Here is a 17324-nt window from a genome sequence, read left to right as displayed (position 1 = left end):
TTGTTTTGTTTTTTTTTTTTTTTTTTTTTGTTTTCGGGGGGGGGGGGTGTGGGTGGGGGGGGGGCGCTGGGGGGGTGCCCGGGCCCCACGCCCGCTTCGTCACGCTCCCGGCGGCCGGAGGGCCGGCCGGCGTCGGCGGCTCAGGTGTGGAGGCGGCTGTTGGAACCCTCCCGGTCCCCGGCGCTCTCGTCGTTGAACCAGTAGTCGCCCGCGGCCAGGTACCGGAAGGCGTGGGCGGACTTGCTGGGCAGGGCCACCGTGACGGCGCGCTTGCCGTCCTTGCGGGGCACCAGCGTGTGCGCGCCGGGCTGCCAGCCGTTGAAGTCTCCCACCACGCTCACCGGCCCGGGCGGGGAGTCGGCGGGGAGGACGAAGGTGACCTCGGTGTGGTCCTTGCGCAGCTTGCGTTCCAGCACGTGTCGGCTCCCGCCGGTCGGTATGGGGTACACGGCCCGCAGCGCCGCTCCCCGGGCCCCCGGGCCGTGCGACGGCGCCGGGGAGGCGGGGAGCTGCCCGCTGTGTCCGCCGTCGGGACGGTCGGGGCCGGTCAGCCCGCCCACTCCACACCAGCCCGCGTTCCGGGCGGCCGCCGAAACGCGGAGCGGGCGTCCGCCGCAACCCGTCCGGCGGACCGCGGACCGCGCACCGCGCACCCCGCGGGCAGCGGGCTGCGCGGCCGCGATGCGCCGGTCGCGCCGGCCGCCCGCCGGGCCCTCACCGGCAGCGGTCGTCGCCCGGCCGCCCCGCGGCCATACTGGGAACGCGGGCACCACGGGTGGTGACCCTGCTCCCACGACCGCGTACGCACACCCTGCGCACCACCGCCCTCCGGGTCCGCCCGGCCCTGGGAAGCGGTGACCGTCCATGAGCGCACACGTCCCGTCCGGCGGGGGAGCCCGCCCGGAGGCCTCCGCCCCCGGCCAGTACGGCACGGCGGTGTTCCCGCCCGACCGGGCCGGGGAGGACGAGCGCATCGACCTCGGCGCGCTCGCGTACGACGACGTCACCCTCGCCCGGCTGCGGAGCCTCGGAGCCGGACCCGGCCGGCGCTGCCTCGAACTGGGAGCGGGCACCGGCAGCGTCGCACGGCGGCTGCTGCGGGAGGCCGGCGTCGCGAGCGTGCTGGCCGTCGACCGCGACGTCCGCTTCCTCGCCGCCCGCCCCCAGCCGGGACTCGACACCCTGGAGGCGGACATCACCGACCCGGCGTTCGATCCCGGCCGGTTCCACCTGGTCCACGCCCGTTTCGTCCTGATGCACCTGCCCGCGCGGCAGCACCTGATCAGCTGCTTCCGCGAGCTGCTCCTCCCCGGCGGGGTGCTCGTCCTGAGCGACGCCGTCGACCTGACCGGCGCGACCGCGCCCGCGACCCCGTACACCCGGGCCATGGGAGCCATGTGGCAGGGACTGCGGGAGACCATCGGCACCGACGTCTCGTGGACACCCCGGTACCCGCAGCTGCTGCGCACCGCCGGGCTGGACGGCGTGGCCGCCGAGATCCACGTCCCGCCCCTGACCCCCGGCAGCCCCATCAGCCGGTTCTGGGCCGGAACCTGGGACCGCGCGAGGGGGGCGATGACCGCGACCGGGCTGGTGGACGACGCCGCGATCGACGCGGCCGTCCGGTACCTCGACTCGTCCGACTGCGCCGACCTGTCACCCGGCATGATCACCGCCTGGGGCCGCCATCCCGGTACGGACGGCCCCCCGCGTTCCTGACGGCCGGAATCAATGCCCCTGGGCCCAGCGACAGTTGCGGGGCCGGTGCCGGCGTGATCCACTTCTTCGCGGTCATGTCCCGGCCCGCTGCGGCCGGGCGTCCCGCCCACCGACATCGTGACAGTTCGACCGAAAGGCACGACTGATGAAGCTCCGCAGCTCCCTGCGCACCGCCGCGGCCGGCGGCCTGCTCCTCGCCACCCTCGGCGCCGGGGCCGGCTCCGCCTCGGCCGCCGACAAGGACGGCTGGCTCACCAGTGGGGAGTTCGGCCTGTTCTGCTACGCGAACCAGCAGAACTCGGTCCTGGACCTCAACGTCTCGGACAGCAACTTCGCGGACGACTTCTTCAAGGGTTCACAGAGCTGCGCGTACCAGCTGACGAACGACTGGACCGAGTCCTATTCGAACCGGGACGTCTACTCGTGGAGCATCCACACCGACTGGAAGGGCAGCGGCTACGGCGCCACGATCGCCGCCGGCGCCCGCGGCAACACGAGTGCGACCTTCACCAACTCGATATCGTCCGCCTATTTCAACTAAGGGCGGCACTGGGCCCGTTCGGGCACTTTCGGTAATTCCTCACAGAACCCGCAGACCTCCCGCCCGGTCCGCGCACGCGCGTCGGCCGCTCCGCCCTCAAGCGCCGGTCGGAGCGGCCGCGCCCGCGTTCCGGCCGTCCCCGTATCGGAGCCCCATGTTCCCGCCGCGCCCCGCGCCGCTCGTACCGACCGCCTTCGCGGTCGCGCTGACGCTCCTGCTGACCGGGTGTTCCCCGTCGGGCACCGACGGCCCCGGACCGGAACCCGCGATCGGGGCGGTCCCCGCATTGCTCGAAACCCGCTCCCTGGCCTTCCCGTTGGCCCCGTACGTACCGGACGCGCGTCAGCTCGGCATCCTCGACGAGGCACAGGACGTACTCGTCGACCAGTGCATGCGGCGCTACGGCTTCCGCTACCAGCTCCGGCGGAAGGCCCCCTCGGCGGACAAGCCCGGCGACAACCGGCGCTACGGACTCTCCGACGCTGCCGAGGCGGCCCGGCTCGGGTACGAGAACCCCCGGATGGCCGGCGCCTCGAAGCCGCCGCGGCAGTCCCTCGGCCCCAACGAGCAACTGGTCCTGCACGGACTGGAGGTGGACCCGTCCAAGCCCGTTCCGATGAACCAGGAGGAGGCGGAGAACTCCGACGCGGCGACCACGGTCGTCGGCGGGCAGAAGGTCCCGGCGGGCGGCTGCCTGCGCGAGAGCACCCTGAAGCTGTACGCACCGACCGCGGACACCGTGGACGGCATGGTCCCGCACTCCTTCGGCTTCGACGGGTTCACCCGCTCCCGCAAGGACAGCCGGGTCGTCAAGGTGATCGCGGCGTGGAGCGCGTGCATGGCCGAGCACGGATACACGGCCGACAACCCGATGGACCCGCCGCGCGGCATCGGCGACGCCGACCTGAGCGGACCGCAGGCGATCGCCACCGCCAAGCAGGACGTGGACTGCAAGGAGCGGACCAACCTGGTCGGCACCTGGTACGCGGTCGAGACCGCCTACCAGAAGCAGCTCATCGAGCGGAACGCCGAGACGCTCGACCGGGCGAAGAAGCAGCTCGACGAACGGATGCGGCTCGCCGCCTCGCTGATAGCGGCCGGCGCCTGAGGACGGCCGCGCCGCGGGCCCGACGGACGGCGGCGCAGGCGGTCGTCCGGCACCGGTGTCCCGGCGGACGACCGGCAGCCGCCGGAGCCGGGGCGGCGGTCGCCGGACCCCGGTCCGGCGGCTTCGACTAGGGTCGGCGGGACAGCGCACCCCGCACCATCGACGAACGACCACGAGGAGCAGCCGTGAGCCGGCCGGCATCCACCGCCCTTCAGCAGGAGATCGCCCGGGAACTCCAGGTCTCGCAGACCTTCGACGCCGAGCAGGAGATCGAGCGCCGGACGGCCTTCCTGGCCGAGCGGCTGACCTCCACCGGTCTGCGCTCCCTGGTGCTCGGAATCAGCGGCGGTGTGGACTCCACCACCGCCGGACGGCTCTGCCAGCTCGCCGTGGAGCGGGCCCGCGCGGCCGGCCACGACGCGACGTTCTACGCCATGCGGCTGCCCTATGGGGTCCAGGCCGACGAGAAGGACGCCCAGCTCGCCCTCGGGTTCATCGGGGCCGACCGGGTGCTGACGGTGGACGTCAAGCCCGCGAGCGACGCCGCCCTGGAGGCCTCCCTGGCCGGCGGCACCGCCTTCCGGGACGCCGGGCACCAGGACTTCGTCCAGGGCAACATCAAGGCCCGCCAGCGGATGATCGCCCAGTACGCGGTGGCCGGCGCGCACGACGGCCTGGTCGTCGGCACCGATCACGCCGCCGAGGCCGTCTCCGGCTTCTTCACGAAGTTCGGCGACGGCGCGGCCGACCTGGTCCCGCTCACCGGACTGACCAAGCGCCGGGTGCGCGCCGTCGCCGACGCGCTGGGCGCACCCGCGGAGCTGGTGTGGAAGGTCCCCACGGCGGACCTGGAGACCCTCGCCCCGGGCAAGGCCGACGAGGACGCCCTCGGCGTCACGTACGACGACATCGACGACTTCCTGGAGGGCAAGCCGATCGCCGAGCAGGCCTTCGACACGATCGTCCGCCGCTACCGCCTCACCGAGCACAAGCGTCAGCTGCCGATCGCCCCGTGACGGCCGCGGCGCGGTGACGGGAGCGGGGCGGGCCCTGCCCGGCCCCGTTCCCGGTAGGTGCGGGCAACGCCGGTGCGGCCCGCGTCGTTGCCCGCGGGTCCGCGTCCGGGCTCGGGCGCTTCACGGGCTCGGTCTCCCGCGTCGGGCTCCGCTGCCACCGGGTCCGCCGTCCCGCGCCGGATCCCGAGCCCGCGCGCCGGACCCGGCCGGGGCGAGGCGCGGGGAGGCGGTGGAAAACGGGTGCGCGCGGCGCCCGCCGACCGCGTAGCCTCTGCCCCTGTTGATCCAGGGGAGGGTACATCCATGCAGGTCGGAACCAGACGCGGCTTCCTGGCCGCCGCCGCGGCCATCACCGTCGCGTCGGCCGTCAGCGCGTGCGGCGAACCGCGGGCCGACGAAGGCCCGCTCGCCGTGGCGCCGGGCGGCGGGCGGCCGCCATCGGCTCCGGAGTCACTGGCCGCCGACGGCACCACCATCGTGCTGGGCGACCCGGGCGCCTCCCTCGTCGTGCGGCTGTACGAGGACCCGAGCTGCCCGGCCTGTGCGGAGTTCGAGACGGAGGGCTCCGGGCCCTACCTCAAGCGCGCGGTCCGCAACGGCGGGCTGCAGCTCCGGATCACTCTGGGTTCCTTCCTCGGACCCGGGTCGAAGCTCGCCGTGAACGCGCTGCGTGCCGCCCTGGACCAGGGCAGGTTCGACGCGTACCACCACCGGCTCTACCGCTACCACGACAAGGTGCGCGGGCCCGGCGGCATCACGCAGGAGGGACTGCTCACCCTGGCCGGGATGGTCGACGGCCTGCGCGGTCCGGCCTTCGAAACGGCGGTACGGGACACGGCGCACCGGCGGTTCGTCGAGGCCTCCGCCGCCGCGCTCGAAGCCTCCCCCGTGCGGGGCACCCCGGCCATGGAGATCAACGGGGTGCTGATCCCGACCGGGTCCGACCTCTACTCCGATCCCGACCGCCTGGCCCGGCGGCTGAAGCGGGAGGCCGGGACCGCGGCCTGATCGGGCGGGTCCGCCGCGCTGCCCGCCCCGCCTCGTGCGCCCGGCGCGGTCAGGCCTCGGGCCCGGGGTCCGCCGGCGCGGCCTGCGCACGCTTGGTGACCACCGCGGCGGCCGCCAGCGCGCTGCCGGTGAAGGCCAGCGCGAGCATCCAGGACCGGTCGAAGACGTGGCCGGTGGCGTGGTCGAGGGAGTACCGGCCCGCGCCGGCGAGGCCGATGGCGGCCGCGGTGAACCCGAGGAAGGCGGGGTACTCGAACCCGCCGCCCTGGGCGAAGAACCCGGCGGGGGCGTGCACGGCCACCGCTCCCGCCATGGCTCCCGCCGCCGCGGCGCCGGCGGCCGGGGTGGCCAGGCCGAGCACCAGCAGCGCCCCGCCGCCGGCCTCCCCGAGACCCGCGGCGACGGCGCTGTGCCGCCCGGGGGTGAAGCCCATGTGCTCCATCGCGGCCGCGGTCTTCTCCAGGCCGCCGCCGCCGAACCACCCGAACAGCTTCTGGGTACCGTGCGCCACCAGGACGGCCCCGGTCCCGGCCCGCAGCGCCAGCAGCGCGAGGTCACGTCGGTTGATGCAGCTCATCGGAGTCTCCCTGGGTTGGCCGGACACGAAGCGACTCCCCCATCCGTATCCACTGCGGGCGCCCCGGACCCCGAACCCGCCCCGGATCCGCCGAACGGAGCCCCCGGGCGTGACCGTGCCGGGGGGCGGCGCGGCGGCACGGCGCGCCCCGGGGCGGTCCCACGCGCAGGCGCGCCGCCGGGCGCCGATATCCGCGAGTGCCGTCCGAGCGGGCGCCGCGTCAGCGGGCGTCGAGCACGCGCGTGAGCACCGGGACGCCGCTCGCGTTGGGCGCCGCGCCGAGATAGATCCTGAGCTTGCCGCGTCCCACGCGTCCTCGCGGTGCCCACGATCAGGGGCGTCACCCGGCGCAGACGGTGTGCGCCGCCAGGCTCGGCTAACGACGTGGCCGTGCCCTTCCCCTCGCTCACCGCACCGCCCCGCACCAGACCGGTCCCGTCCGGACCCCGGGCCGTGCGACTCCGGGGCCCGCTGGCTCCGTGCGTCCGGAACCGGGGGTGAACCGCCTGAGCCGCCGCCCGGCGCTACCGTCCGGAGATCACGGTGTTGCCGGTGACCGTGCCGTCCGTACCGGACACGGTGACGGCGTGCCGGACGCCGTCGGGACCGAGGACCACCGCCGCCCATGCGCTGCCGCCGCCCTCCTGGCCGACCACCCGCAGGCTCTCCACCTTGCCTCCGTCCACCGCTCCCGCCGCCTTCCCGGCCGCATCCGCGATCCCCAGCGACGGCAGCGGCGCCGGTGCCCCCTTCGGCCGCTCCGGTCGCGGGCCGCCGTCGCCGGACCCGTCGCGCGGCGCCGGTACCCCCGGCTGCGTCCGCTCGCCCCGCTCGACCGCGCGGCGCTCGCCCGCGCCCGGGCCGCCGCGCCGGTCGCCGCCCTCGTAGGAGACCCGGAACTCGCGCGCGCCGACGGGACGCCAGTCGGAGTGCCGGTCGGCCACGCCCACCGCCGCGACCGCGACGCCGGCGACGAGCACCGCGGCCGCCCCGAGCGCCGCCCAGCGGGCGCCCCTGCGCCGGGGCACCAGGCGGGCCGGCCCCTTCCGGCCCGGGAAGCCGGTTCCGGGAGCATGCTCGGGGGCGGGCACCGGCGCGGGTACGGGCGCCGGCTCGGGCGTCGGCTCGGGGCCGCGTTCGGGCTGCTGCGACGGCGGGACGGACTCAGACATACCTGTGACTCCTCAGGACACCCGGGCACCGCGCCCGGTTCGTGCAGAGCGTGCGGAGCGCACCCTGAAGCTCACCTGAAGCCGCCTGAAGACCCCTTCAGCAAGCGCGCGGCCGGGCCTGAGACCCTGTTCGGCATGCGCGTACTGGTGGTGGAGGACGAACGGCGGCTGGCCGTGGCACTGCAGCGGGGCCTCCAGTCGGAGGGCTTCACCGTCGACGTGGCGTTCGACGGACCGCAGGGGCTGTGGATGGCGACCGAGCACGTCTACGATCTGATCGTCCTCGACATCATGCTGCCCGGCCTCAACGGCTACCGGGTCTGTGCCCGCCTGCGCGCGGCGGGCAACGAGGCGGGGATCCTGATGCTCACGGCGAAGGACGGCGAATACGACGAGGCGGAGGCCCTGGACACGGGCGCCGACGACTTCCTCTCCAAGCCGTTCTCGTACCTCGTCCTGGTCGCCCGCCTCCGTGCCCTCGGCCGCCGCACGGGACGACGGAGCCCGCAGGTCCTGGAGTTCGGCGACCTCACGCTCGACCCGGCCCGGCACGTCTGCTCCCGCGCCGGTACGGAGATCAGGCTGACCGCGCGGGAGTTCGCCGTCCTGGAGTACCTCGCCAGGCGGCCCGGCGAGGTGGTGCCCAAGCGGGAGATCCTGGAGCAGGTGTGGGACAGCGCCTTCGACGGCGACCCCAACGTCGTGGAGGTCCACGTCAGCGCGGTACGCCGCAAGATAGACGCCCCGTTCGGCCGGTGCGCCCTGGAGACCGTGCGCGGAGCCGGATACCGGCTGGCGGCCGACGGTGGCTGACCCCGCGGCCGGCCCCGCTCCCCGCACCCCGCGCCCGGGGCTCCGTCTCCTCGGCCTTCGCGTCCCGGGGCTCCGCGCGCGGCGCTGCGTACCGCGGTGGCTGCCGCGGCAGCGCTGGTGGCCGGCCACCGTCCGGGCCCGGGCCACCATCGGTGCCACCGCCGTGGTCGCCGCGGCGCTGGCCCTGGCCTCGTCCGCCCTGGTCGGGCTGCTCGAACGGGACCTGCTGCGCAACGCGGAGAACGACGCACGGCGCCAGGCCGAGTCGGTGGCCGGGCTCGCGGCCGTCGGCAACCTGGGGAGGGTCCGTGCCCTCGCGCCCGGCGCCGACTTCTTCCAGGTGGTGTCCGCCGACGGCCGCGTCCTGATGTCCAGCCCCAACATGCTCGGGGCTCCCCCGCTCGCCACCGCCGGAACGGCCCGCCCGGGCACCCGGCTGCGCACCAGGAACGTCTTCCCGCTCGCGGACGGGCACCGACAGCGCGTGGCCCAGGTCGTCGTCGACACGCCCGACGGCATCGTCATGGTCTACGCGGGGGCCTCGCTGCGCGACGTCGACGCCGCCGACGACACGACCACTGCCGCGCTGGCGCTCGGTCTGCCGCTGCTCCTCGCCACCGTGGCCCTCGTCACCTGGCGGGTCACCGGCCGGGCGCTGCGTCCGGTCGAGGAGATCCGCGCGGAGGTCGCCGCGATCTCGGACCGGGACCTGAGCCGGCGGGTTCCGGTGCCGGACACCCGCGACGAAGTGGCCCGCCTGGCCGAGACGATGAACGCCACGCTGGACCGGCTGGAGGCGTCCGGGGTCCGGCAACGGCGGTTCATCGCCGACGCGTCCCACGAGCTGCGCAGCCCCGTCACCGTGCTGCGGACCCAGCTGGAGGTGGCCCTCGCCGTCCGGGACCCGGAGCTGTGGCCCGAGCTGATCGGCGGCGCGCTGCAGGACGTCGAGCGGCTCCAGCACCTCGCGGCCGATCTCCTGCTCCTGGCCCGGATCGACGCCGCCCAGCCCGTACCGGCCGTTCCCCTGGATCTGACCGCCCTGGTCCGGGACACCGTGGCGGCCCGTGCCGGCGACCGGGTCGGGGTCCGTACGGACCTCGCTCCCGGGGTCCGGGTGGCCGGCCACGAACCGTGGCTGACCCGGATCGTCACCAACCTGCTGGACAACGCGCAGCGGTTCGCCGAGGGCCGGGTGGACGTCGTCCTGCGCACGGCCGGCGGGCCGGGGGGACCGGCCGCCGTCCTGGAGGTCGTCGACGACGGGCCGGGCATTCCCGCCGTCGAACGGGAGCGGATCTTCGAGCGGTTCACCCGCCTCGACGACGCGCGGAGCCGTGACGAGGGCGGGGCCGGCCTGGGGCTAGCGATCGTGCGTGACCTGGCGGCCCACCACGGCGGCTCCGTGACCGCCGAACCGGCGCCCCGGGGCGCCCGGCTCGTCGTCCGCCTCCCGGCGCACGACCACCCCCCGGTACGCGGCCGGACCGCGCCGGCCGACGTCCGCGATGACCCGACCCCCTGACCCGACCCCCTGACCCGGCGCCCTGATCCGGCAGCGCGACCCGGCAGCGGCCCGCGGGACGGCGTCCCGGGACGGCCGGGCCGGCCCGTCGCTCCGGACCGGCCCGGCTCCTCGTCGAGCGCGGCCACCCGGTATGCACAAGCGGGGCGCTGACGCACCACCACGAGCCCGTCCGCGCGGCGGGCTTGCGGCCGGAATTACCCGGAATCCATGTTCGAAAAAGCTTCTCACGTTCGAATGAAACACACCGGACCACTGGTTTCTCCGCCTTTGCCGAAGCGTACGGGGCGACCTCGAATCATCTGCGTGTCGACAATGGCCCGTATTCGTTCCTCCGGTCCGATGAACTCCAACGAAAGTCCGGAAAACGCGAGTTGGACGCCGTTATGCTCGCCCACCGGTCATAGGAATCCCCTCTTTCGATGGTTCGAGGAACTTGATGGCGCAAGAAAACTTCCGACGCAAAGCCGCCCGCTCGGAGAGCGGGATAAGCCGGCTGCTGCCCACGATCGCGGCCGTGGCCGTCGTCTCCCTCGCCGGAGCCCTCATCACCTCCTCGGGCCCCTCGCGGACCGCCTGGGTCGCCATCGGGACCGCCTGCACCGTCGTGGCCCTCTGCGAGGCAGTGCGTCGCGGCCGGGCGATGGAGGCGCAGCGCGACCAGGTCGCCGCCCTCCACCACGCGCTGTCCCGGCAGGAGGCCGAGACGGTGCACCTGTCCGACGTCGTCCTGCGGGAGGCCATCGAGCGGCTGCGCAAGGGCGAGTTCCCCGAAGAGGTGCTGAACTCCCTCGGCGGGCGGGGCGGGTACGGCAACCGCTGGGGCAACGACCCGGCCCTCACGCCGCAGTTCAGAGCGGCTCTGCAAAGCGTGCTCGCCCGGGTCGTCGACGCGGTCGACGCCGAGGAGAACCTGCGCGACTCGGCGCAGCGGGCCTTCGTGAACATCGCCCGCCGGGTGCAGGCGATCGTCCACCAGCAGGCCCAGGAGATGCGGGAGATGGAGGACCGGCACGGCCGCAATCCGGACGTGTTCGGCGACCTGCTGCGCCTGGACCACGGCACCGCCCTCGTCGGGCGGCTCGCCGACTCCATCTCGGTACTGGGCGGGGCGCGCCCGGGCCGCCAGTGGAGCAGGGCGGTGACCCTGTACAGCGTCCTGCGCGGGGCGATGTCGAGGATCATCGACTACCAGCGGGTGGAGCTCCACTCGGTCTCCGAAGTCGCCGTCGTGGGGCCGGTGGTGGAGCCGCTGATCCACGCGCTCGCCGAGCTGCTGGACAACGCCACCCGCTACTCCCCGCCGCACACCCGCGTCCACCTGACGGCCGTCGAGGTCCAGTCCGGCATCGCCGTGGAGATCGAGGACGGCGGGGTGAACATGAGCGAGGAGGCCCGCAAGCGGGCCGAGCAGATGCTCGCCCAGGCCCAGACCGGCATCGACCTCAACGACCTGGGCGAGACGCCCCGGCTCGGCCTCGCGGTGGTCGGCCGGCTGGCGCAGGCGTACGGCTTCCAGGTCGCTCTGCGCTCCTCCGCGTACGGCGGGGTCCGGGCGGTGCTCATCGTGCCGCAGGACCTGATCACCAGCGCCTCGGCCGCGACCGGTCTGGCCCACGGCATCGGCGCCTCCTCCGGTCCGAGGGCCGCCGCCCCCGCCCCGCGGGAGCACCCCGCCGACCATTCCGCGGTACGCGCGCCGGCCGCCGGGCCGGTGGGGCCGGCCAGGTACCGGCCCGCCGTCGAGGAAGACACCGTGCAGGTGGGCGAGCGCACCGCGGGCGGTCTGCCGCAGCGGCGCCGCAAGGACCGTGCCAGCACTCCGGACGCCCCGTACGCCGCGGCACCGCGGACCGCGCCTGACGCGGCCCCCGGCATGTGGCTGGAGGCCTTCCACAGCGGTTTGTCCGGCCTGCCCGGCCAGGGCGGCGAGGACCCGTCGGGCACAGCGACCAAAGGGACGTAAGCAGTGATGACACAGCGAAGCAGCATGGACTGGATGCTCAAGGACCTGGCCGCCGGAGTGCCGCAGACGCGGCACGTGATCGTGCTGTCCGCCGACGGCCTGTGCGTGGCGCAGTTCGGGGCCGAGACGGACACGGCCGACCGGCTGGCGGCGGCCTGCGCGGGCCTGCAGAGCCTGGCCGGGGCCGTGGCCGCGGAACTGCCCCATTCCAAGGGCCGGATGCGCCTGGTCGTCATCGAGATGGACGGCGGGTTCTTCTACCTCATGGCCGCGGGCGACGGGTCCTACCTGGCCGTCCTGGCCGACGAGGGCGTGGACGCCGGCCTGATGGGGGCGCAGATGCGGGCCCTCGTGAGCCGGATTGGAGAGCACCTCAGCAGCCCGCCCCGACATGACGGGCAGCTCGCGTGAGGCAGCCGCCGCCCGGCTGGGAGGAAGCCAGCCCGGAACGGCTCTACGTCATCACCGGCGGCCGCAGCGGGCCGACCAGCGCGACCCGCATCGACCTCGTCACCCTGGTCGTGGCGAAGGCCGCGGCCAGGCCCGGGATGCAGCCGGAGCACGCCGCGATCCTGCGGATGTGCCACGCGCCGCTGTCGGTGGCCGAGATCTCCGCGTACGCCGGTCTTCCCGTGAGCGCGGTCACCGTGCTGGTCAGCGACCTGCTGACCGAGAAGCGGGTGTTCGTGCGTCCGCCGGTGCCCGCCGCCCAACTTCCCGACCTTGCTCTGATCGAGGCAGTGATCGATGGACTACAGAAGCTCTGACGCGCCCGCCGGGCCCCGGAGCGAGGACATACTCCCGCAGTCGGCGGCCGCCGCCGTCAAGGTCGTCGTCGTGGGCGGCTTCGGCGTCGGCAAGACGACCATGGTCGGTGCGGTCAGCGAGATCAAGCCGCTGACGACCGAGGAGACCATGACGAAGGCGGGCGTCGGCGTCGACGACACGAGCGGTGTGGCACGCAAGACCACGACGACGGTGGCCATGGACTTCGGCCGCATCAGCATCAACGACGAGCTGGTGCTCTACCTCTTCGGCACGCCCGGCCAGGAGCGGTTCTGGTTCCTGTGGCGCGGCCTCTTCGAGGGCGCCCTCGGCGCGGTCGTGCTCCTCGACACCCGCAGGCTCGAAATCAGCTTCGACGTCATCGGCCGCCTGGAGGAGCGGGGCGTGCCCTTCGTCGTGGCCGTCAACTCCTTCCCCGACGCGCCCGAGCACCCGGTCGAAGAGCTGCGCCAGGCCCTCGACCTCCCCGCCGCGGTCCCGATCCTCGCCTGCGACGCCAGGCGGCGCGACTCGTCCCGCGACGTCCTGCTGACCCTCATGCGCTACCTGCACTCCCAGGCAGCAACCCCGGAGGCAATGTGAGCACCAACCCGATCCCGCCGCCCCAGTGCCCGGCCCACGCCCCGGCGGCCGCGGGCGGCCTGCACCGGCTGCACGGGCCGGAGGCGGAAGCCGACCCGATGGGCCTGTACGAGAAGCTGCGGGCCGAGCACGGCCCTGTGGCCCCGGTCCTGGTCAGCGGGGACCTCCCGGCCTGGCTGGTCCTCGGCCACCGCGAGAACCTGGACGTGGCCCGCACCCCGTCGCGGTTCGCCCGCGACCCGCGGGTGTGGCGCGACCTGAAGGAGGGCCGGGTCCCCGCCGACACCCCGCTGGGTCCCATGGTCACCTGGGTGCCGGTGTGCAACTTCACCGACGGTCCGGTCCACGAGAGGCTCCGCGGGGCCGTCGTGGAATCGCTGCAGCGGTTCGACAAGCGCGGCATCCGCCGCTACGTGACCCGCTTCGCCAACCAGCTCGTCGACCGGATCGCCGCCGACGGGCAGGCCGACCTGGTCTCCGCCTTCTCCGACCAGCTCCCGATGCTGGTGATGACGCAGCTCGTCGGAGCGCCCGACGAGCACGGGCCCCGCCTCGTCAACGCGGCGCGCGACATGCTGCAGGGAACCGAGACGGCCCTGGAGAGCGACCGGTACGTGACGGCCACCCTGGAACAGCTGGTGGGCGAACGGAAGACCAAGCCCGCCCGCGACCTCGCCTCGTGGCTGTTGGAGCACCCCGCGAACCTGAGCGACACCGAGGTGCTCATGCACCTGAGGGTGGTGCTGATCGCGGCGTACGAAACCACCGCCAACCTGATCGCCAACACCCTGCGGACCGTGCTGACCGACCGGCGGTTCCGCGCCAGCCTCTCCGGCGGCCACCTGACCCTGCCCGACGCGCTCGAACAGGTCCTGTGGGACGAGCCGCCGATCAACACCATCATCGGGCGCTGGGCCACCGGGGACACCCTCCTCGGCGGACAGCAGGTCAAGGCGGGGGACATGGTCCTGCTGGGACTGGCCGCGGGCAACACCGACCCGCAGATCCGCCCCGACCCCGACGCGTCCGTCCACGGCAACCGCTCGCACCTCGCCTTCAGCAGCGGGCCGCACGAGTGCCCCGGGCAGGACATCGGCCGCGCCATCGCGGACACCGGCATCGAGGTGCTGCTCGACCGCCTGCCCGATCTCCAGCTCGCCGTCGCCGCGGACGACCTTCGCTGGCGGGGCACCCTGATGTCCCGTCACCTGCTGTCGCTGCCGGTACGGTTCGCGCCCCGCCCCGTCCAGGACACGGCCGACTCCCCGTACCCGTATCCGGAGCAGCCCTCCGGCCATCCCGCGCACGTCCCGGTCCCGCCGCGGCCCGTGACCGGGCCGGCCCACGTGCCGGCCCAGCACCGGCGCAGGTCCAGCTGGTGGCGGCGCCTCATCGGCTTGGGCTGACCGGCGCCCCCGGCCGGCGCCGTCCCGGAGACCGAGGGCCCCTGCCATGACCGGCCGGGGCCCTCGGCGTTCCTCAGGCGTTCCTTAGGCGTTCTCCTGGTCCCACCACCGGGCGAGCGCCGGCAGGGGCGGCGGACCCGTACCGGCGTGGCTGGGCAGGTCGGCGTACCGGATCGTGAATCGCGCCCCCGGGAGGGGGAGTTCGTGCCGGTTGCGCGGGCTGGCATACCGGGGTGCCCGGCTCTGCCAGGCGATGCAGCCCGCCACGTAGTGGCCCAGCGCCTCCAGGTGACGGGCGAGCGGCTCGTCGGCCCCGTCCGCGAGCCGGGCCCGCAACCTGAGGAACAGGCCCAGCACCCGGTCGCGCAGGGCCACGGCGAGCGGAACCGCCTCGGCCGGCGAGCAGCGTTCCCCGTGGGCGATGACGTTGACCAGATTCACCTCCCACGGCTCCAGGTGGTCGTCCTTGTCGTACGAGAACAGGTCGTTGTCGGCGCTGACGACGAAGCCGGCCGCGTCGGTCAGTGCCTGCAGGGCCGGCGCGTAGAGCGTGTCCGCAGGCAGCCGGACCCGGCCCGCGACGTCGGACCAGGTCAGGGAGAAGCGGGTGCCGTTCGCGAGCCCTCCCATGGCGGCGAAGTCGTTCAGCGCGGGCATCGTCCCGCGCTCGGCCTGCGCCGCCTGCCACGCGGCGCCGAGCAGCCAGTCCCGCGTGCCCTCGACGAACCTGCGGAGTTCGAACGGGCTCAGCATGGCGTGGGTGCGCCGCACCAGGTCCGCCAGCGCGCGGGTCACGGGCCCGTCCGGCAGGACCCCCGCGCCGGGGTTCTCCAGGGTCCGCAGGAGCCGCACGCCGTGGTCGGCGACGGCGGCCGTCCGCACCTCGTCGGCCCCCGAGTCCTGCCAGTCGTCGACGGCGTTGGCCCAGTAGTTCCACTCGGTGAAGAGCAGGACCGCCTCGGTGTCGCCCCGGGGAACGATGCGGCAGGAGAAGTCGGCGCTGTGCGTGGCCAGCCCCCAGGCGCGCTCGACCGGGTCGGGGTAGAGGCCGAACGCGTCGAGCCAAGCGACCGCACGGGCCTCCACCTCCTTGGCCTCGGGGTGGACCAGGTCCCTTTCCAAGGGGCAGTAGAACGGCGGTAGTTCGGCGCCGATGCGGGACGGGCGTACCGGTTCCCCGCTCTCCACGGCTCAGCCCCCGATCCGGAAGCGCAGCAGCCGCGTCTCCATCGCGTGGTCGCGCCAGATCCGGAAGAGCTTGCTGTGCACGATCGTCGACTCCCCCAGCCGCTCGGCCGTCCAGGTCGACGGAGGGGCGCCGGCGCGCAGGCGGTCGAGTTCGGCGGTGTTCCACGCCATGGACTGCACCCAGAACTCCGCCACCCGGTCGGTGACGTCCTCGTCCTGCTCCAGTTCGAAGCCGGCCGCCCGGGCGGCGGCCAGGTACTCCGCGCGCGTCCCCAGGCGCGTCCGGTAGTAGCCGTCGATGAACGCACGCGTCTCGGGACGCACCACGAAGTGCTCCTGGATCCCGAACCATCCGCCGGGCCGGAGCGCCCGGGCGACGACCTCGAAGAGCCGGGCGCGGTCGGTGTAGCCGCTGCTCTCGTTCGCGTAGGCGGCGTCGTACGCGTGCGTCTCGTCCAGGTCGTGCACGTCTCTCAGCACGGGCGTGACGCGGTCGCCGACCCCCGCCTGGGCCGCGAAGCGCGAGATGATCGGCACGTGCTCGGCCGCGATGGTGAGCCCGGTGACGGACGCGCCGTGTTCCTGGGCCCAGTAGAGGGAGGAGCCGCCGAGGCCGCAGCCGACGTCCAGGACCCGGCGGGGAGGCTTCTCGTACGCGCCCCAGGAGCGGGCGGCGTGCTCGACTATCGCCTCCTGTGAGTCGACCATGCGCTGCTTGAGTTCGCCCTGGGCCACGGTGGTGTAGGGATGGGCCCCGGCCGCGAACAGTCCCACGTGGAAGTGCACGCGCGGACCCGGGCCGTACTTGTGGAGGATGTCCTTGGTCTTGCGGCTGTAGTAGAGCCGCACCTTGTCGTCGTCGCTCACGGACTGACCGCCGCCTAAGGACGATACGAATGGTGAAACGCTCATGTGGTGTCCGCCCCTTCGTGGCGTAGGGCTGCCAGGGCGTGCTGCGCCGCCGCTTTCCCCGCGCGCCGTCCCGGCACTCTGTTGAAGCACGGATCATCGTGGCACTTCTCCTGCTTCGCGTCAGCCCACCCGGACAGCACAAGTCTCTGGAGTCCGCGAAGAAACCGTTCTCTTGATGCTCCGGCGTGCGCCGGCGCGGACCGCAGGCGCACGCGCGTCCCGATGTCCGGGTCGCTGCCGGTCAGCCGCCCGGGGTCCGGCGCGCCAGTGGGGTGCCGCAGCGGCTGCAGAAGCGCGCGTCGGCCTCGATCGCGTGGTGGTGGCACTGCCCGCAGACGAGGTGCAGGGCGCACGGCACGGCGTCGTCGGGGCGGGGAGGGCGGCCGATGCCCATCCCGGCCCGGCGCCGGTGGGCGGTGAGGAAGACCAGCCCGTCCGGACCGGCCGCCAGCCCGCGCTCTGCGCCGCGCGGCAGGACGGCGACGGACCCGGGGCGCAGCTCGCGCCCGGTACCGGCCAGGGTGAGGCGGCCGGCGCCCGCGACGGCGACGAGCAGGACGTCGAGGTGGGCCTCCGTGTGGGGGGCGACTTCGGCGCCGGGGGGCAGCCGGACCACGTTGGCGTCGAGCTGGCGGTCGCCGTCCCGCAGCCGCCACAGCGCGCCGCCCTGCTCGGCGGCGGCGTGCGCGACGAGCTCCCCGAGGTCGACCCCTCCGGTGTCCGGTGTGGTGGGCATCCGTATCCCTTCAGTCCCCCGCGAGCGTCCCGGCGCCTGCATGATCTCCCATCGGGCGGGTGTCCGGGGCGACTGTCGCGGATCAGCACGGCGCCGGACGGCGCGTGCCGCCCTTTCGCGGCACGGTGCCGGCCGGGTGGTGACGAAACGGTCACGTGCCGCCACGTCCCCGGGCGCGGAATCGTTGTTCCGGCATGCAGGAGACGATGTTCGCGGCGCGGGCGACCACCGGGGGCCCGCGACCGCTTGGGGCGGCATGGACCGAGTCC

General features: G+C 74.2%; 18 protein-coding genes. 12 read left to right on the top strand and 6 right to left on the bottom strand.

Going from position 1 to position 17324, the window contains the following annotated elements; translation table 11 throughout:
- Positions 1-140: 140 nt before the first annotated feature.
- Positions 141-416, bottom strand: coding sequence for an isoamylase early set domain-containing protein (locus ACFWW8_RS16810; protein WP_383919555.1), 276 nt, complete (start codon positions 414-416; stop codon positions 141-143).
- A 448-nt stretch (positions 417-864) separates the two neighbouring features.
- Here ACFWW8_RS16810 and ACFWW8_RS16805 point away from each other — a divergent pair, with 448 nt between their 5' ends.
- The 5 genes from ACFWW8_RS16805 to ACFWW8_RS16785 all read left to right on the top strand — a co-directional run bounded on the left by ACFWW8_RS16805 (position 865) and on the right by ACFWW8_RS16785 (position 5392).
- A complete protein-coding gene (locus ACFWW8_RS16805; protein ID WP_386529326.1) occupies positions 865-1719 on the top strand; it encodes a class I SAM-dependent methyltransferase in 855 nt (284 codons plus the stop codon).
- 145 nt (positions 1720-1864) lie between these two features.
- On the top strand, positions 1865-2260 hold the full coding sequence (locus tag ACFWW8_RS16800; protein WP_386529323.1) for a hypothetical protein: 396 nt from the start codon (positions 1865-1867) through the stop codon (positions 2258-2260).
- A 154-nt stretch (positions 2261-2414) separates the two neighbouring features.
- The gene (locus tag ACFWW8_RS16795; RefSeq protein ID WP_386529320.1) at positions 2415-3368 is read left to right on the top strand and encodes a hypothetical protein; all 954 of its coding nucleotides are present in this window, start codon (positions 2415-2417) and stop codon (positions 3366-3368) included.
- A gap of 185 nt (positions 3369-3553) precedes the next feature.
- The gene (nadE, locus tag ACFWW8_RS16790; RefSeq protein WP_386529317.1) at positions 3554-4384 is read left to right on the top strand and encodes an ammonia-dependent NAD(+) synthetase; all 831 of its coding nucleotides are present in this window, start codon (positions 3554-3556) and stop codon (positions 4382-4384) included.
- A gap of 303 nt (positions 4385-4687) precedes the next feature.
- Complete coding sequence (locus ACFWW8_RS16785) at positions 4688-5392, top strand: DsbA family protein (protein ID WP_386529314.1); 705 nt, start codon at positions 4688-4690, stop codon at positions 5390-5392.
- 49 nt (positions 5393-5441) lie between these two features.
- On the opposite strand, the gene ACFWW8_RS16780 is transcribed toward ACFWW8_RS16785, so the two are convergent.
- Together ACFWW8_RS16780 and ACFWW8_RS16775 are read right to left on the bottom strand one after the other, a co-directional pair.
- Complete coding sequence (locus tag ACFWW8_RS16780) at positions 5442-5969, bottom strand: DoxX family membrane protein (protein ID WP_386529311.1); 528 nt, start codon at positions 5967-5969, stop codon at positions 5442-5444.
- 524 nt (positions 5970-6493) lie between these two features.
- A complete protein-coding gene (locus tag ACFWW8_RS16775) occupies positions 6494-7141 on the bottom strand; it encodes a hypothetical protein (RefSeq protein ID WP_386529308.1) in 648 nt (215 codons plus the stop codon).
- A gap of 135 nt (positions 7142-7276) precedes the next feature.
- Between ACFWW8_RS16775 and ACFWW8_RS16770 the strand changes: the two genes are divergently transcribed.
- From ACFWW8_RS16770 to ACFWW8_RS16740, 7 genes are all read left to right on the top strand, one after another.
- Positions 7277-7954, top strand: coding sequence for a response regulator transcription factor (locus ACFWW8_RS16770; RefSeq protein ID WP_386529305.1), 678 nt, complete (start codon positions 7277-7279; stop codon positions 7952-7954).
- A 100-nt stretch (positions 7955-8054) separates the two neighbouring features.
- Positions 8055-9479, top strand: coding sequence for a sensor histidine kinase (locus ACFWW8_RS16765; RefSeq protein WP_386529548.1), 1425 nt, complete (start codon positions 8055-8057; stop codon positions 9477-9479).
- Between the two features lie 439 nt (positions 9480-9918).
- Positions 9919-11445: a sensor histidine kinase gene (locus ACFWW8_RS16760; protein WP_386529302.1), complete on the top strand. Its 1527-nt coding sequence runs from the start codon at positions 9919-9921 to the stop codon at positions 11443-11445.
- Positions 11446-11451: 6 nt separating this feature from the next.
- Positions 11452-11856 (top strand): roadblock/LC7 domain-containing protein, encoded by a 405-nt coding sequence (locus tag ACFWW8_RS16755; RefSeq protein ID WP_383919524.1) that lies wholly within the window; start codon positions 11452-11454, stop codon positions 11854-11856.
- Positions 11853-12212, top strand: a complete 360-nt coding sequence (locus ACFWW8_RS16750) for a DUF742 domain-containing protein (protein WP_386529299.1) — start codon at positions 11853-11855, stop codon at positions 12210-12212. Before ACFWW8_RS16755 ends, ACFWW8_RS16750 begins: the two co-directional genes overlap by 4 nt.
- Positions 12193-12813 (top strand): ATP/GTP-binding protein, encoded by a 621-nt coding sequence (locus tag ACFWW8_RS16745; protein WP_386529296.1) that lies wholly within the window; start codon positions 12193-12195, stop codon positions 12811-12813. The genes ACFWW8_RS16750 and ACFWW8_RS16745 overlap by 20 nt, the downstream gene beginning before the upstream one ends.
- A complete protein-coding gene (locus ACFWW8_RS16740; RefSeq protein WP_386529292.1) occupies positions 12810-14219 on the top strand; it encodes a cytochrome P450 in 1410 nt (469 codons plus the stop codon). Before ACFWW8_RS16745 ends, ACFWW8_RS16740 begins: the two co-directional genes overlap by 4 nt.
- Before the next feature lie 84 nt (positions 14220-14303).
- Here the strand turns inward: ACFWW8_RS16740 and ACFWW8_RS16735 are convergent, their stop codons facing one another.
- The 3 genes from ACFWW8_RS16735 to ACFWW8_RS16725 form a co-directional block, all read right to left on the bottom strand.
- On the bottom strand, positions 14304-15407 hold the full coding sequence (locus tag ACFWW8_RS16735) for a hypothetical protein (protein ID WP_386529289.1): 1104 nt from the start codon (positions 15405-15407) through the stop codon (positions 14304-14306).
- 3 nt (positions 15408-15410) lie between these two features.
- Entirely contained in the window at positions 15411-16274 is an 864-nt protein-coding gene (locus ACFWW8_RS16730) for an SAM-dependent methyltransferase (RefSeq protein WP_386529286.1), read from the bottom strand.
- A 286-nt stretch (positions 16275-16560) separates the two neighbouring features.
- Positions 16561-17055, bottom strand: coding sequence for a hypothetical protein (locus tag ACFWW8_RS16725; protein ID WP_386529284.1), 495 nt, complete (start codon positions 17053-17055; stop codon positions 16561-16563).
- Between the last annotated feature and the right edge of the window lie 269 nt (positions 17056-17324).

Source organism: Streptomyces sp. NPDC058701 (genome assembly GCF_042715295.1).
In the GTDB taxonomy this organism is placed as follows: Bacteria; Actinomycetota; Actinomycetes; order Streptomycetales; family Streptomycetaceae; genus Streptomyces.
Note: the sequence above shows the minus strand (reverse complement) of the source record. Positions and strands in the feature narration are given on the sequence as shown.

Excerpts from the sequence above, each read along its gene's own strand:
- ACFWW8_RS16800 (WP_386529323.1), top strand. The coding sequence starts at position 1,865 with ATGAAGCTCCGCAGCTCCCTGCGCACCGCCGCGGCCGGCGGCCTGCTC.
- ACFWW8_RS16760 (WP_386529302.1), top strand. The coding sequence starts at position 9,919 with ATGGCGCAAGAAAACTTCCGACGCAAAGCCGCCCGCTCGGAGAGCGGG.
- ACFWW8_RS16785 (WP_386529314.1), top strand. The coding sequence starts at position 4,688 with ATGCAGGTCGGAACCAGACGCGGCTTCCTGGCCGCCGCCGCGGCCATC.
- ACFWW8_RS16805 (WP_386529326.1), top strand. The coding sequence starts at position 865 with ATGAGCGCACACGTCCCGTCCGGCGGGGGAGCCCGCCCGGAGGCCTCC.
- ACFWW8_RS16755 (WP_383919524.1), top strand. The coding sequence starts at position 11,452 with ATGACACAGCGAAGCAGCATGGACTGGATGCTCAAGGACCTGGCCGCC.
- ACFWW8_RS16795 (WP_386529320.1), top strand. The coding sequence starts at position 2,415 with ATGTTCCCGCCGCGCCCCGCGCCGCTCGTACCGACCGCCTTCGCGGTC.
- ACFWW8_RS16745 (WP_386529296.1), top strand. The coding sequence starts at position 12,193 with ATGGACTACAGAAGCTCTGACGCGCCCGCCGGGCCCCGGAGCGAGGAC.
- ACFWW8_RS16770 (WP_386529305.1), top strand. The coding sequence starts at position 7,277 with ATGCGCGTACTGGTGGTGGAGGACGAACGGCGGCTGGCCGTGGCACTG.
- ACFWW8_RS16780 (WP_386529311.1), bottom strand. The coding sequence starts at position 5,969 with ATGAGCTGCATCAACCGACGTGACCTCGCGCTGCTGGCGCTGCGGGCC.
- ACFWW8_RS16725 (WP_386529284.1), bottom strand. The coding sequence starts at position 17,055 with ATGCCCACCACACCGGACACCGGAGGGGTCGACCTCGGGGAGCTCGTC.
- ACFWW8_RS16775 (WP_386529308.1), bottom strand. The coding sequence starts at position 7,141 with ATGTCTGAGTCCGTCCCGCCGTCGCAGCAGCCCGAACGCGGCCCCGAG.